9 protein-coding genes are annotated in these 14791 nt (G+C 40.8%); all 9 read left to right on the top strand.

Translation table 11 applies throughout. The features are described 5' to 3' along the window. Positions 1-339: 339 nt before the first annotated feature. The 9 genes from AB3G73_RS07985 to AB3G73_RS07945 all read left to right on the top strand — a co-directional run bounded on the left by AB3G73_RS07985 (position 340) and on the right by AB3G73_RS07945 (position 14773). Positions 340-2586, top strand: a complete 2247-nt coding sequence (locus AB3G73_RS07985) for a hypothetical protein (RefSeq protein WP_367744375.1) — start codon at positions 340-342, stop codon at positions 2584-2586. 305 nt (positions 2587-2891) lie between these two features. Continuing rightward, the gene (locus tag AB3G73_RS07980) at positions 2892-4043 is read left to right on the top strand and encodes an ISAs1 family transposase (protein WP_367744371.1); all 1152 of its coding nucleotides are present in this window, start codon (positions 2892-2894) and stop codon (positions 4041-4043) included. A 125-nt stretch (positions 4044-4168) separates the two neighbouring features. Continuing rightward, on the top strand, positions 4169-4789 hold the full coding sequence (locus tag AB3G73_RS07975; RefSeq protein ID WP_148364913.1) for a DNA-binding protein: 621 nt from the start codon (positions 4169-4171) through the stop codon (positions 4787-4789). A gap of 78 nt (positions 4790-4867) precedes the next feature. Next, positions 4868-6580, top strand: coding sequence for an ATP-binding protein (locus AB3G73_RS07970; protein WP_367744368.1), 1713 nt, complete (start codon positions 4868-4870; stop codon positions 6578-6580). A 34-nt stretch (positions 6581-6614) separates the two neighbouring features. Beyond that, the gene (locus AB3G73_RS07965; RefSeq protein ID WP_148364915.1) at positions 6615-7190 is read left to right on the top strand and encodes an RNA polymerase sigma-70 factor; all 576 of its coding nucleotides are present in this window, start codon (positions 6615-6617) and stop codon (positions 7188-7190) included. A gap of 145 nt (positions 7191-7335) precedes the next feature. Next, positions 7336-8334, top strand: coding sequence for a FecR family protein (locus AB3G73_RS07960; protein WP_148364916.1), 999 nt, complete (start codon positions 7336-7338; stop codon positions 8332-8334). 145 nt (positions 8335-8479) lie between these two features. After that, complete coding sequence (locus AB3G73_RS07955) at positions 8480-11734, top strand: TonB-dependent receptor (protein ID WP_298044945.1); 3255 nt, start codon at positions 8480-8482, stop codon at positions 11732-11734. 32 nt (positions 11735-11766) lie between these two features. Then, positions 11767-13320: a RagB/SusD family nutrient uptake outer membrane protein gene (locus AB3G73_RS07950; RefSeq protein WP_367744357.1), complete on the top strand. Its 1554-nt coding sequence runs from the start codon at positions 11767-11769 to the stop codon at positions 13318-13320. A gap of 34 nt (positions 13321-13354) precedes the next feature. Next, on the top strand, positions 13355-14773 hold the full coding sequence (locus AB3G73_RS07945; RefSeq protein ID WP_195650670.1) for a DUF5125 domain-containing protein: 1419 nt from the start codon (positions 13355-13357) through the stop codon (positions 14771-14773). Positions 14774-14791: the final 18 nt, after the last annotated feature.

Genomic DNA, 14791 nt, shown 5'->3' with positions numbered 1-14791 from the left:
TCGCAAAGGGGCAGTAGCTCAGTGGGTAGAGCATCATCTTTAATCTTGAGATTATCCTGATGAAAAAGGTCAATTAAGATTTACTCCTATCCCGTGACCGTCGTCGGTTCGACTCCGACCTGCTCCACAAAAAAATATATAGAGGTAGGACAGCAGCTTCGGGATTATCTGAAATGAGGTCAACCGGGGCTTACTTCTTAACGGTGGATAACGCTGGTTCGAATCCGGCCTGTTCTACCTCTTTTTATCAACTAAGGTCAAGGAAGACTTACTTCAAAACCGCAGGAATGCTCCATTGATTCACAGTCTTCCGATTACCTTACTTAAAAAAACAAAGTTATGAATAAAGATTTGTTGAAAGTGTCTATCAGGCAGAATGCAATCTATTTGCCTTTGATAGAAGGAGAGAAAAAGCAGGAAGAGTTGACTTCGACTACCATTGCATTGGTAGCCCAACTCCGTAAAGTAGGATATAGCTTGTCCGAAGAACTGCTGCATGCTGTTAATCAGTTATATCCGGCTCAACAGATGATGATTCTTCAGGTGATGAAAGAAGCATTGGGTGTGACGCTAAACTGGGCTCCATTGGTGAAAGGGTGGGATGTACCTACCGGAGAAACGCGTTTGGATCATCTGGTTACATGGATCGCTAACCTGTTTAATACCCCCAAAGGCGTTAAACTACCTTGCGGACACGTGATCCCTGATAATACATTCCCTATGGAACGATACAATGGTTGTCCGTTCTGCGGAACTCCGTTCCAAACGGCTACTACGGAATACTTCGGACAGGGAAGTAAACTGAAAGTGCTGGAACTTTGGCAGGACAAGGAGCTGAATGCTTTTTTCTGTGACTTGCTTGAATCGCGTACAGCTCTTGATGCCACACAAGCAGATAGCTTGAAAATAATGCTTGGCGAACTTCCGTTGCCGGCAGTCGGAATCAAAATGAAGGAGACATTGATGTTGGTGATAGATACATTGGTGGAGCAGGATAGAGCGCAGGAAGCGCAAATCTATTTCTCTACTCCGAATGATATATTGCGTTATCTGTGGTATAAGAAAACCGGATTCCTGCAAATCATAGAGCCTAAGACTATTATCCGTAAAACAGGTAGAAACAACACACATATATGTGGAGTTTTGGATAAAAGTCGTTCGGCAGCCCAAGCGAAGCGTGAGGAGTTGAAGTTGAAATATACGCGTCGTGAATGTAAAATGGTAGCTCTTTGGTTGAACAACCTGACAATGGCTCCGGAGAAGGCTTGCGAAATCATGCATCCGAAAAGAGAGATGTGGGTACGTATGATACGTGCGTTGCGTTTGGCGGAATATGCCCGTAAGCCGGAATTCGGGAATTTAAAGGAATTGATGGATATATTCTACCGTCAGGCATATACCGTTTGGCAGGGAGAAGTGGAGCGCAACCGTTTGAAAGCGGATGCGGAACAGACATTTGCTTTGTTAAAGCAGCGACCGGGTATGTTTGCACGTTCTTTATTTGCGAATATGCTTTGGTTCGGAGCGGAAGAGACGTTGGCTGCATTTAAAGAAGTGGTTCATTTGTTGCCGGCACGTTTGGTCGTTACCTTGGGTATGTATGCGGAGAGCTACTTTGAACCGGGACGTAAGAGAATGGTGAAACCTTTAGGGGGGAATGCTCTTTTGATAGAACCACACTATTTGGTGGGTCTGTATATGGAGGATCAGCTAAAAGCGATGGTGAAGGATGTACAGGATTTGTGTAAGGAAGTCGTAGCTGCCCGTTTCGCCGGTGTAACTGTCGGAAGTGAAAACAAAAGTATGTATATTGACCCTATGTTGTTCCATATTCCGTTGGCTATCGGCGATCGTAGCGAAACAATTCAGGATACTTCCTGTGCTTTGCAGGGAACGCGTTTCCCGGTAGAGGGAGATAAAGTGCGATTGTTTATGCAGTGGGGAAAAGGACTTCCGGCACAGCATCTTGATATGGACTTAAGTTGTCATATCACTTTGCCTTCTACAACAGAAGTTTGTTCCTTCTTCAACTTGCAAGCTATTGGCGCTAAACATAGCGGGGATATCCGAAGTATTCCTAATAAGAAAGGTACTGCCGAATATATCGAGCTGGATTTGAATGAACTGAACCGTGTAGGTGCAGAATATGTCGCTTTCACTTGCAATGCATATAGCAACGGGACTATCTCTCCTAATCTGGTGGTAGGTTGGATGAACTCTGCCTATCCAATGAAGATATCGGAAAGAACAGGAGTAGCTTACGATCCTTCTTGCGTGCAACATCAGGTACGTATTTCCCAAAGTTTGCAGAAAGGACTCGTTTTCGGAGTTCTGAAAGTGAAAGAACGGGAAATCGTTTGGCTAGAAATACCTTTTGGTGGACAGACGATTCTTTCTTTGGATACACAGACCATCGAAAAGTATCTGGATAAACTGGAAGCGAAAACAACTGTCGGTGAACTGTTGGCAGTTAAAGCGCAGGCACAGGGGGTGAAGTTAGTTGATATTCCGGAAGCGGACGAGATATATACTCGTGAATGGGCATTGAATACTGCCGCTGTGACTAAATTACTGTTAGGTGATTAAATTCTTGGGAGGAATTGTCTTTTTCCTCCTAAGATTTAAAGGTCGTATCGCATAAAGTTATACCTTTGCATGCGATAGATTAATCGTCTGACAGCTGTTGAACTTTCGTCTGACAACTGTTATCTTTCCGTCTGACAACTGTCAGACGAAAAAGATACAGCTGTCAGCAGGGCAGACGCATTATATTTTTTACTATCCCACTCCTGTTTTCATTCTATTTATATAATTGATTATTAACTTATTAATTCTTTCTTATTTCGACTATTTTCCTTATCTTTATAAGATATTATAAAACATAAACTAACATGAAAATAGGGATAATTGACCTTTGTAAACAAATAGAAGATCCTAGAATGAACCGTAAAAAAGTCCATAAAATGGAAACCATCGTCTATATATCCATTGCTGCTGTAATTTGTGGTGCCCAATCCTGGAATGAGATTGAGGAATTTGGCAATGCCAAAATTGCTTTTTTCAAAAGTCGCATACCTAATCTGGAGTTCATACCCAGCCATGATACTTTTAATAGATTCTTTAGCATCATAAAGCCCGAATATTTTGAGTTGATCTTCCGTAATTGGGTCAAACAAGTCTGTCAGGAGGTGAAAGGGGTTATAGCTATAGATGGCAAACTTATGCGTGGTCCAAGTAAATGTGACGGAGAACATACGACGGGAAAGGAAGGATTCAAATTATGGATGGTTTCCGCATGGTCCGCTGCCAATGGAATTTCTTTAGGACAAGTGAAGGTGGATGATAAAAGTAATGAAATTACCGCTATTCCATTGTTACTAAACTCTTTGGATCTCAATGATTGCATTGTCACAATTGACGCGATGGGCTGCCAGACAGATATAACACGGACCATCATTGAGCGTGACGCAAATTATATTATAGCTATAAAGGATAACAAGAAGAAAAACTATCAACTGACCAAACAGATCATTGAAGATTATCAGGATAAAGACGAAATAATCAATAGAGTCACCAGGCATGTGTCTCAAAATACCGGACATGGAAGGATAGAGACAAGAACTTGTACTGTAGTTAGTTATGGACCTATAATGGAAAAAATGTTTAAAAAGAAACTTGTGGGACTGAAGTCTGTTGTTGGGATAAAATCGGAAAGAACAATAGTGGCAACAGGAGAATATACACAAGAGGTAAGATACTATGTAACTTCAATGGATAATACCAAACCGGACGAAATTTCCTCTGCCATCAGACAGCATTGGTCTATTGAAAATAATCTGCATTGGCAACTGGATGTTACCTTTCGAGAAGACTATAGTAAAAAGGTCAAAAATGCAGCCAGAAACTTTTCCGCAGCAACAAAAATGGCACTTACTATCCTGAAGAAGGATAAAACAACTAAAGGAAGTATGAATCTAAAAAGGCTAAAAGCTGGGTGGGATGAAAAATATTTATCAAAACTTTTACAGGATAATGATTTTTAATGCGTCTGCCCTGCAGCTGTCAGACGATTATTTTTATATGAACTGAAGATTAAAGTTCAATGAACAGACGATTAAATATACGCAGTGAAAGTAATAAATGTATGAACTAATAAAAAGATATACTTATGAGTGCTCAATATGATTTGTATGAAACACCGGATCCTGATAGTACCGGAGAACAAAAGCCTTTGCATGCCCGTATCGTTCCAAATGGAACTTACTCGAAAAAAGAATTCCTGGAACGTGTATCTCGTTCTTCCCAGACTTTTAACTATAACGTGATAGATGCGGTAGTAGGAGTTGTATTGGATGAACTTGCCGAAACGTTAGCGGAGGGATATATCGTAGAACTTGGCGAACTCGGGCATTTCAGCATCTCTTTGAAATGTACGCATAAAGTAATGACTAAACGGGAGATTCGTGCCGAATCAATCTGTTTTGATAACGTGCATTTGCGCACTTCCAAAGAGTTCAAAAGGAAGATTAAACGTGAGATAGAGTTGGAACGTGTGGATAAATCCAGACACTCTTCTCAAAAAGTGGAATTTTCTATGGAGCAACGCCAGCAGCTTTTACAGGAATTTCTAAAGAAAAATGGTGGTATTACCCGATTGGAATATAGTAGCCTGACCGGACTTTCCCGGCTGAAAGCAATAGATGATTTGAATACTTTCATTGAGAAAGGGATTCTTCGTAAACGTGGAGCTGGAAGAACCGTGTTTTATGTCTGGCAACAAGAGCAATAATAATCAATTCAAAGATTTCTTCTTGTTATTGCTAACAATTTTGTACCTTTGTTTGTCTATAGAAAAAACAGTAGGATTATGGCAAGAATAACAATTCCTTATGCAGTAGCAGATTTCATAGAAATGCGTGAACGTGGTTTCTATTACGTAGATAAGACCCAATATATAACTAAGCTTGAAGATTATAAGGCTCCTGTATTTCTGCGTCCCCGTCGCTTTGGGAAGAGTTTGTTAGTCTCTACTCTAGCTTGCTATTATGACCGTACGAAAGCGCATCGGTTTGAAGAACTGTTTGGTGACACGTGGATTGGTAACCATCCGACAAAAGAACATAACCGTTATATGATAATCCGTTATGACTTCTCCGCAATGGTAATGTCAGACCATATTCAAGGGCTGGCACAGAATTTTAATGACCTGAATTGCGGTCCGGTAGAAGTAATGGTAGCACATAATCGTGATTTGTTTGGTGATTTTGAATTTAGCAATCGTGGCGATGCATCTAAAATGCTGGAAGAAGTGCTTACCTACGCCCGCTCTCACGAACTGCCTAAAGTTTATATTTTGATTGATGAATATGATAATTTCACCAATCAATTACTTACTGCCTATAATGACCCACTCTATGAAGAAGTTACTACTAATGACAGCTTTCTGCGTACTTTTTTTAAAGTAATTAAAAAAGGTATTGGTGAGGGGAGTATCCGTACTTGTTTTTGTACAGGTGTGCTGCCCGTCACTATGGATGATTTGACCAGTGGATATAATATTGCAGAGATATTGACTCTTGAGCCTAATTTCCTGAATATGCTTGGGTTTACATACGAAGAAACAGAAACATATCTACGTTATGTACTGGATAAATACTCTACGGGACAGGAGCGTTTTGACGAAATCTGGCAACTAATTGTAAGCAACTACGATGGCTACCGTTTCCGTCCCAATGGAGATCGGTTATTCAATGCCACTATCCTTACTTACTTCTTCAAGAAATTTGCAGCCAATGCCGGCAGTATTCCGGACGAGTTGGTAGATGAAAATCTACGTACTGACATTCATTGGATTCGTCGGTTGACTCTTTCGCTGGATAATGCGAAAGCGATGTTGGATGCATTGGTAATTGACGATGAACTGCCTTATAATGTGGCTGATCTTGCCAGTAAGTTTAATAAGAAAAAGTTTTTTGATAAAGAGTTTTATCCCATTAGTTTGTTTTATTTGGGAATGACAACGTTGAGGGATAAATTTGTGACAACATTGCCCAATATGACGATGCGTAGTGTATACATGGACTACTATAATCAACTGAACAAAATAGAAGGTAATGCACAACGTTATGTCCCTGTGTATCGGCACTATGATTCCAATCGAAGCCTGGAACCACTCGTTCAGAATTATTTCGAACAATATTTGGGACAATTTCCAGCACAAGTTTTTGATAAGATCAATGAAAACTTTATCCGGTGTTCTTTCTACGAACTGGTATCGCGTTATTTAAGTAGTTGTTATACCTTTGCCATCGAACAGAATAATTCAGCAGGCCGATCAGACTTTGAAATGACCGGTATTCCCGGTACGGATTACTATATGGATGATCGTGTGGTCGAATTTAAATACTATCGTATGAAGGAAGCTGAAAAGATGCTTGCACTTTCCGAGCCTCTTCCCGAGCACGTGGAACAGGTGAAAAGATACGGTGAAGACACTAAGAAAAAGTTTCCCAATTATAATGTGCGGACATATGTGGTGTACATTTGTGCTAATAAGGGATGGAAATGTTGGGAAGTATGAGACAATAAAATCTGCAATATTGCACTAACTGTTTATGAAAAATGAGAGTCATATTATCTCTCGAATGATTTCCGGAGATATAAATGCTTTTAAACTTCTTTTCGATCGTTACTATTCTCAAGTGCGTTTTTTCACATTGGGGATAGTGAAAGATTCTTTTGTTGCCGACGATATAGCCCAAAATGTATTTATCAAGGTCTGGACAAAAAGAGAACTGATTGATTGCGAGCGGAAGTTTAACAACTATTTGTATTCCATCACAAAGAATGAGATAACAGATTATTTCCGTTCTTTAGTCATTTCAGAACCCTTGGAAAGCATCTCTTATCTGAAGGATAGCGATCATACAGATGAAATGATAGAAAGTGTTTATGATCTGTCTCATATTAAAGAACTGGTAATGAAAGAGGTGGATAATATGCCGCCGCAGCGTCGTGCAGTATTTGTAATGAGTCGTTTGCAAGGATTGTCTAATGATGAGATAGCCTCTGAACTAGGAATATCCAAACGCACGGTAGAACGCCATCTGAATATAGCATTGCACATACTTCGTGAAAAACTGGGAGGGTTTCTTTATTGGATTGCTGCTTTGTTTATTCTTTCACTCTGATTTTAATTTTTCCGCTCTGCCATACTACTTTCTGTTACACCTCTATCCTTCAATTAATGGTTTATAAATGTTAAAGTCGAAAAAGCATTGGGTGTACTTTTCATAGCTTCCGTATATCAGATATAACCAGATAATACGAAGAAAAATGAAACTCTTACCTCCCGGAATATTGAAAGACTATTTCTATAACTTGAAGAAGGATATCACTTCAAGTGCATTTGGACGATGGTTCATAGAGAATGAGTCTAAACCGGAATTCGATCAGGAATTGCAAGAAATTTGGAAAGAATCGTCTCAAGTAGCCTGTGACCGGGAAATGACCTCTTCTGCCTTTGTGAAGGTCTGTGAAGCTATTGGCGGAGTAGCTCCGTCTCCTCAAAAGAGTACATTCACGAGAACAATACATTATCTGATACGTGTTGCAGCTATTCTGTTTATTCCTTTATTGGGAGCTACTCTTTATCTATATCTGGATAATAAGGAATCACAAGTCAACTGGATAGAAGTCTATGCCGAATATGGGCAAAAGAAAGAAGTTGTTTTGCCCGACCAGAGTAAAGTCTGGCTGAATTCCGGTACACATATTATCTATCCCGAACGGTTTACCCAAGTTCGCCAGATATTTGTTAGCGGAGAAACCTTTCTGGAAGTGACAAAAGATCCGGAACGTCCTTTTATTGTAGATACAAAAGATTTAAGCATCAAAGTACATGGAACAAGATTTAATGTACGTTCTTATACGGAAGATAAAGGCACGGAAGCCACACTGCTTGAAGGAAGTATTTCTTTGTTGGTAAAAGGAGATTTAAATCAGCATGATATTTTCCTTGTTCCGGGTGAGAAAGCCATACTGGATAAAAAACAAGTTAAACTTGAAAAGTTTGACGTCGATGGGTATCAATCCTGGCGAAACGGACAGTATACATTCAGAGACAAGACACTGCAAGAGATTATAACGGAACTTCAACGTCTGTTCAATGTTCAGATTGTGATAAGGGATAAAGCGCTACTCAAAGAAATTTTCTTTGTCACATTTGCCCAGGGACTTTCTTTGGATGAGATGCTCGAAGCATTGAATATAGACAATGAATTATGTATCAAGCGAGATCAGGATATTATTGAAATTTCAAGAAAGACGAGATAGACAACCCAGTTATTAACCTTAAAATACATGTGCGGAATGGATGGATAAACAAATAAAAAAATAAACGAGAAAGTGGTTGCGACACTTTCCCGTTTTGGAAATCAGTTAACAAAATTAATTATTAACTTAGATCATTGCCAAAGGTATGAAATATCATGAAAAACCGGCTCATTTTAGAGAGCTATTTAGCAATCTTTTACCAATTCTATTGGCGCTATTTATCTGGACGAATCCGGTATTGGCGCAGAATAATGGAGAACTTATCACGCTTAGTCTCAAAAATAAGACAATTGGTGAGGCGTTGGAAACAATCAATAAGCGATACAACTACACGTTTGTTCTTCGAACACCGGATATTGATACAAAAAGAAAAGTTTCAATAGACGCCAAACAACAAAAGATCGAAGATGTACTGAATAACCTGTTCCGGGGGCAGGATGTCTCTTTCGATATCAATAACAAGACTGTCCGTATCTCCAAGAATGTCAGGCAGAAAGACGCAGAATCTACACAGGCGGCTACTGCCAGAAACGTGACAGGACAAGTTACGGATAGTTCCGGCGAACCGATGATAGGTGTCAGTGTGATGGTGAAAGGAAGTAATAATGGAGTGGTGACCAATATGGATGGTAAGTACGAAATCAAAATCGATCATCCTAATCAAGTACTTCAATACTCTTTTCTCGGTTATCTGTCCCAGGAGAAAAGAATCGGAGACAACCGGATGCTGAATGTAACTTTAGAGGAAGATGTGAAGAAACTGGATGAGGTAGTTGTAGTAGGCTATAGCGTACAGAAGAAGAAAGATATAACGGGAGCTGTATCTACTGTTCTGGCAAAAGATATAGAAAATATTCCCGTGAATGATTTCGGTTCGGCACTTGCCGGACGTTCTCCGGGAGTACAGGTTATCACCCCTTCGGGAAAGCCGAATGAAGGTTTCTCTATCCGTGTCCGGGGAGCTACGTCTATCAATGCAGGAAACGAACCTTTGTATGTGGTGGATGGAGTGCCGACCAGTGACACAAAAACGATCAACCCTTCCGAAATAGAAAGTATTACGGTATTGAAAGACGCTTCTTCTGCTGCAATCTACGGAAATGCAGGTGCGAATGGGGTAGTACTGATTACCACCAAAAGAGGCCGGAAAGGTGAAGCGCAAATTGAGTTGAATGCCTACTATGGCTTTTCGGAACGTGCCAAGAGAATAGATGTCTTGAATAAAGATGAATATCAGGATTTACTTTCCGATTTGGGATATCCGGCCATGGATACATCCGTGTATAATGCCAATATCGACTGGCAGGATGAAATGTTTCGCAATGCGGCCATGCAGAATTATCAGTTATCCATTTCCGGCGGAAATGAAAAATCCCTTTATTACATTTCAGCCGGATTTATCAAACAGGATGGTATTGTCAAACCATCTTCGTTTGAACGTATGAATTTTAAGATCAATCTGGAGCAGGAATTGAAAAAATGGGTAAAGATCGGAACGAACCTAAGTTACAGTAAGATCAATGATGTCGATGTTTCGGATGGAAATTCCGAGACCGTTATTCTGCAAGCCATCACCACTCCATCTGTGGTAGGTAAATATAATGCGGACGGAACATTTCCTACGCTACCGTTTCTGTCTTCTTTGGAGAATCCTTTAAGTGCGGTAGAGTCATATACTCGTGATTATGTATATCATAAATTGTTGGGTAATCTCTATGCGGAGATTTCTTTTACCCCGGATCTGAAGTTAAAAACAAGTATGGGTATCGAAATGGGTGCTTCCCGGTACAAGGAATTTCTGGACCCGTTCAGTTCAGCTTGGGGACGTAACCAGCAGGGACAAGCGAGTTATAACACTTCGTTAAATTACAAATGGATCAACGAAGAAATTCTGACTTATAGCAAGAAGATAGGCGATCACAGTTTCTCAGCTTTGGCAGGGTTTGTAGCTTCCCGTTATGTGGGAGAATCGGCAAACAGTTCTATACGTGGATTCTCTGATAATAAAATACATTCTATGAACGCCGGAACTGTATTAAACAAGCCAAGTGAAGATTATGGTGCATCTACCAATGCTTCTGTATTGGGGAGAGTGACCTATGACTACCAGAATAAGTACCTCGCCACTGTCAATTTCCGTGCCGACGGTTCTTCCAAGTTTGGTGTGAACAACCGTTGGGGATATTTCCCTTCCTTCTCTTTGGGATGGAGACTGACTGGGGAGGAATTTATGAAACCATTGGATTGGTTGAGTGATTTGAAACTGCGTGTCGGCTGGGGACAGGTTGGTAATGACCAGGTGGGTTATTATAGTTCCTATGGAATTTATGGAATAGGAGCGAATTATAATATGGATGGCGTTATTCTACCGGGATATTATCAGAGCCAGATAGGTAATGATAAGCTACGTTGGGAGAGGACTACCCAGACAAATGTGGGACTCGACTTTTCTTTCCTTAATGGAAGAATAACGCTGACTGCCGATGCATACTATAAGAAAACAACCGATTTGTTACTAATGGTAAAACTGCCTCAAACTTCCGGATTTGATTCGGGTATGCAGAATGTAGGTAGCGTGGTTAATAAAGGACTGGAGTTCCAACTGACTACCCGTAACCTGACCGGAGAGCTGAAATGGACAACAGATTTCAATATCTCTACTAATAAGAATGAGGTGACAGATATGGCAGGAAGTCCTGCTATCTTTACCGGATCACTTGATAAGAAAATCTCCGGAAATGTGTCTATCATTCAGAAAGGACAGGCTTTAGGTTCTTTTTATGGTTTTCAGGCAGCAGGAGTAAACCCGCAAAACGGACGTATGATGTACGAAAAGGCTAACGGAATGTTAGTGTATGAAGAAGATTTGAGTGCAGATGAAGACCGCCGGATCTTAGGTTGTGCACAGCCGAAATTTCTGTATGGCATCAACAATGTCTTTTCATATAAGAATTTTGACCTGTCTTTCTTCTTCCAGGGCTCATACGGGAATGATATTTATAATGCCACCCGTATGTTTACCGAAGGAATGTTCGACTCCCGCAACCAGTCCGACCGTGTCCTGATGCGTTGGCGTAATCCGGGAGACTACACTACTGTTCCCCGTGCGGAGAAAGATAAATATCCGGCTATTTCTTCCCGTTTTGTAGAAGACGGATCTTACTTTAAACTGAAAAATGTGAAACTGTCATATACCTTGCCGCGTTCGTTGACCCGGAAGGCGTTGATGGACAGAGTGACGGTCTATATATCAGGAGATAACCTGGTGACTTTTACCAATTACAGAGGTTATGATCCTGAAGTGAATATCGGTGGGGGCAGTTCTTCGGCTATGGGAATCGACCAAGGTGTCTTCCCCCATGCGAGAACTTATATTCTGGGAGCTACTATTGTATTTTGAGCATTGTTCAACTCATTAAATCTAAAAAAGACATGAAACAGATATATTCTATATTTATATCCGCAGCTTTGCTGCTCAATGTAGGGCTGACCTCCTGTGATAGTTTCCTGACAGAAACACCACAGGGAGAACTGACCGAAGCCAATGCTTTTACTTCCATAAAAGATGCGGAAGCACTGATTATCAGTTGCTATGACGGAATACAGAAAGGGCATGAAGAATATTATATGTGGTATTACATGATTCTTGCAGACTGTTTTGCGGATAATGCATACAGTGGTGGTGATGATGTGGATATCAATAATGTGTTCTTGCGCGACCTGACTCCCCGTAATGCGGTTGTTATGAAATCATGGAAGTCACTTTACGGAAGTATTATGCGTTGTAATGTAGCTTTGAAATATATACCTCAAATTAATGATCCGTTATTGGACGCAGAAGCTTTTACCGGAGTGAGTAAACGTGAAGAAATGCTTGGAGAAGCTTCCTTCTTGCGGGCGTTGCATTATTTTAATTTAGTAAAGACTTGGGGATGTGTGCCTGTTGTGACTACTACGGGAAGCACTGCTCCGGCTGATGTGCAAGTGCCTCGTGCCGATTCGGAAGAGGAAGTTTATGCACGTATCATTGAAGATTTGGAATTTGCGTTGACCCGTTTACCGGACAAGCGTGCTACGGAAGCTGAAACCAGGGGATTTGCCAGTAAAGGGGTGGTTAACGCTTTGTTTGCAAAAGTGTATGCAACGAAAGGTGCACCCGGCAATGTAGAATGGGATAAGGTGAAGACCTATTCGGAAGCAGTGATGAATTCGCCGGTATACCGATTGGTGGATACGTATGACCATCTGTTTGACGATGAACATCGTAATAATAGTGAGACGATTCTGGCTGTACAGTATATTGCCAACAGTACGGAAAATAATTACGTACCTGTTCTTCTATTGCCTCCTTCCATGACAGAGCAGAATTGGCGTAAATATCTGACACCTTCCCAAAGTTTGCTGAAAGCTTTTGATGACGAAGGAGATCAGGTTCGTAAAAACTCTACGGTCATCTTTGAGGACATTAATAATATTTGGTTCGACCAGTATTATGCGCAACTGAAGAATGGACAATGGGAAACCCGTACATTGCCTTTCCCTTACAAGTGCAGGGCAAAGAATCGGGTAGGATGGGATTGCGGAGACTTGATCTATATTTTCCGTCTGGCTGATATTGTTCTGTTGCATGCAGAAGCAGTCAATGCTTTGTCCGGTCCGGCAACTGCAATAGCGGAACCCAATCTGCAAAAGATTCGTACTCGTGTCGGACTTCAGGAATTGAATGCCAGTTCAAGAGAAGAACTGACCCGGCTCCTTTTGAAAGAAAGACGCTTGGAACTGGCTTACGAAGGAGAGCGATTCTTTGATTTGAAACGTTATGGAATTGCTCAAAGCACCCTGTCAAGTCTGACGTGGTCGGAAATTGTGGATGGAGAGCAAACGACTGTTACGGGTAAATTTCCCGCACACATGTTGCTGATGCCTATTCCACAGGAAGAAAGGGATCGTAATCCGAACCTAACTCAAAATCCGGGGTATAATTAATCCTCTTCCTTTATTAATCTTTAAATGAAGAAATATGAAAACGAATTTATATAAGCTTGTTTCATTCTATATATTTATCGGGTTACTGGCTGTTTCTTGCCAGAATCAGGATGAAATGTTTTTCGATCCGTCTGCCGAAGCACCTGTCATTGGAAAGTTATCCTTGAATCAGGAACAGTTGCAATATGGTGGGTCGGTAAAATTAAACGTGGAGGTGACGGATGCAGATGCCTTGTCGCATGTAGAAATACGTTTGGTTGCCAATCAGGCGGTGCTTTATTCCAAAACTCTTCCGGGAAATAATCAAAAGACATTGAAAGTGGAAGAAGAAATCGAAGTGCCGTTCGGACGTTTGTGTGGCGAGCAACTTGCTTCTCTGGAGGTTGTGGCTACAAATAAAAATGTGAAAACAGCAGAACAATCTTACGAGATTCCATTGGAAAGGCCGGATTTTGCACAATTATATTTAGTGGTTGGTGAAACAGGGGAAGAAATTGTGCTGCAAAGGGATGAAAGTAATCCGTTAACTCCTTATTTATATAAGGCTACTGTAGACTTGCCGAATAATACAAATGTGTTTATATATAGCGAGCCGGAAAAGAAAGGAATGGTATGGGGATTTGATGCCAGTACGAATACTTGTGAGTTGGCTTCGTCGCGTCCGGTTTCCCTTTGTGATTCACAGAGTACGGAAGAGAAAGTGAGAGAGGTGGTATTCGATGCTTTTTCTTTTGAGATTTCACCTCTGAAAAAGGAAATGACAGTAAATGATGTTGTCTTCATGCTGTATAAGAAGAATGCGGCGGATAATGATTTTGTAAATAATACACTTCGTGCCCAGAATGTTTCTTTGACAAACGGTGAAGAAGTGAGGACAGAATTGATTGATCTCAATGCGTTGAAGTTTGATCCGGATTTCTTTAAACTGGAAGGAGATAAGTTGATGTATATCGGGCAGACAGGTAATGTGACGTTATATATGAATACGATGTTCAACTTTGTTTTTGTAGAGAGTGCGGAAAATCCGTTGACTACTAATGTTTCCTATCCGGAAGTTTTGTTTGTGAATGGTTGGGGAATCGGTCGCCCGGAATTGTGGAGCTATAATCCGGATTGGGATTTTAATAATGCGGTTATTTTCCGTAAGGTTTCGGAAGATGCTACCCAAACAGTTTACTCGCAGACTGTCATTGTCAGTAAATGGGTTCAATTCAAATTCTATAATCAAAAAGACTGGGGAGGTGAGTTCTCTTGTCCGAATATAACGTTTGAAGATGACAACTTTAAAGCCGTAGAAGAAAGCGGTAAACCGGGAAATTATAATATATCACCTTCGTTGGGCGATGATACGAGTTATAAATCAGCGGTTGCCAAGATTACATTTATTGTTCCGAAATCGGGAAATACAACTCATTTCCGGAGTACTATTCTGGTAGAAAGTGACCTGGATTGAGCAATCACTTATCATTAA

The organism is Bacteroides sp. L008 (genome assembly GCF_040812255.1).
GTDB lineage: Bacteria > Bacteroidota > Bacteroidia > Bacteroidales > Bacteroidaceae > Bacteroides > Bacteroides vicugnae.
Note: the sequence above shows the minus strand (reverse complement) of the source record. Positions and strands in the feature narration are given on the sequence as shown.